This window comes from Pseudoalteromonas sp. SANK 73390 (assembly GCF_054966645.1).
The window spans coordinates 1-464 of sequence record NZ_ARPN01000201.1; the positions used below are offsets into that span (position 1 = coordinate 1).

At 43.5% G+C, this 464-nt stretch carries 1 protein-coding gene; it reads right to left on the minus strand.

Annotation, left to right across the window (positions count from 1 at the left end):
- Positions 1–464 (minus strand): IS91 family transposase (locus tag SANK73390_RS22165; RefSeq protein ID WP_462768454.1); only part of this gene is annotated, 464 nt, incomplete at both ends.

The window sequence follows — 464 nt, forward strand, 5'->3', positions numbered from 1 at the left end:
GTAAATAGCGCCGCAAGAATTCTCGACAGCTCAGTGTCATCACCTTTTGACTGTGTTTATCTGCATAGTCTCGATATTTAAAGCACACGCTTTGTTCATTCACCGACACCAGTCGTGATTCTGATATAACTCCCTTGCGGGTATACCGTGCCAGATAACTCACTAATTTATCACTGTAGGTTAAACACGCTTTGCTATATACACACCATTTAACAGGTGTATTTATATGTCTGAATGAAGCATCACGCGCATGCAATGCCGCAAGCATTTTCCCTCTAAACACCGTTGATAATGCTTTAACTGGGTATAAATAGCCCTTCTCTATTTCATGCCATTGAGTTTGCGCCAGCCCTCCCGCTGCCACTAAGCAATGCAAGTGAATATGCTGGCTTAAGTTTTGCCCCCATGTATGCAAGACGCTTGTCATCCCTAACTGCCCATGCCCTTTACGCTTTGCAAATTTA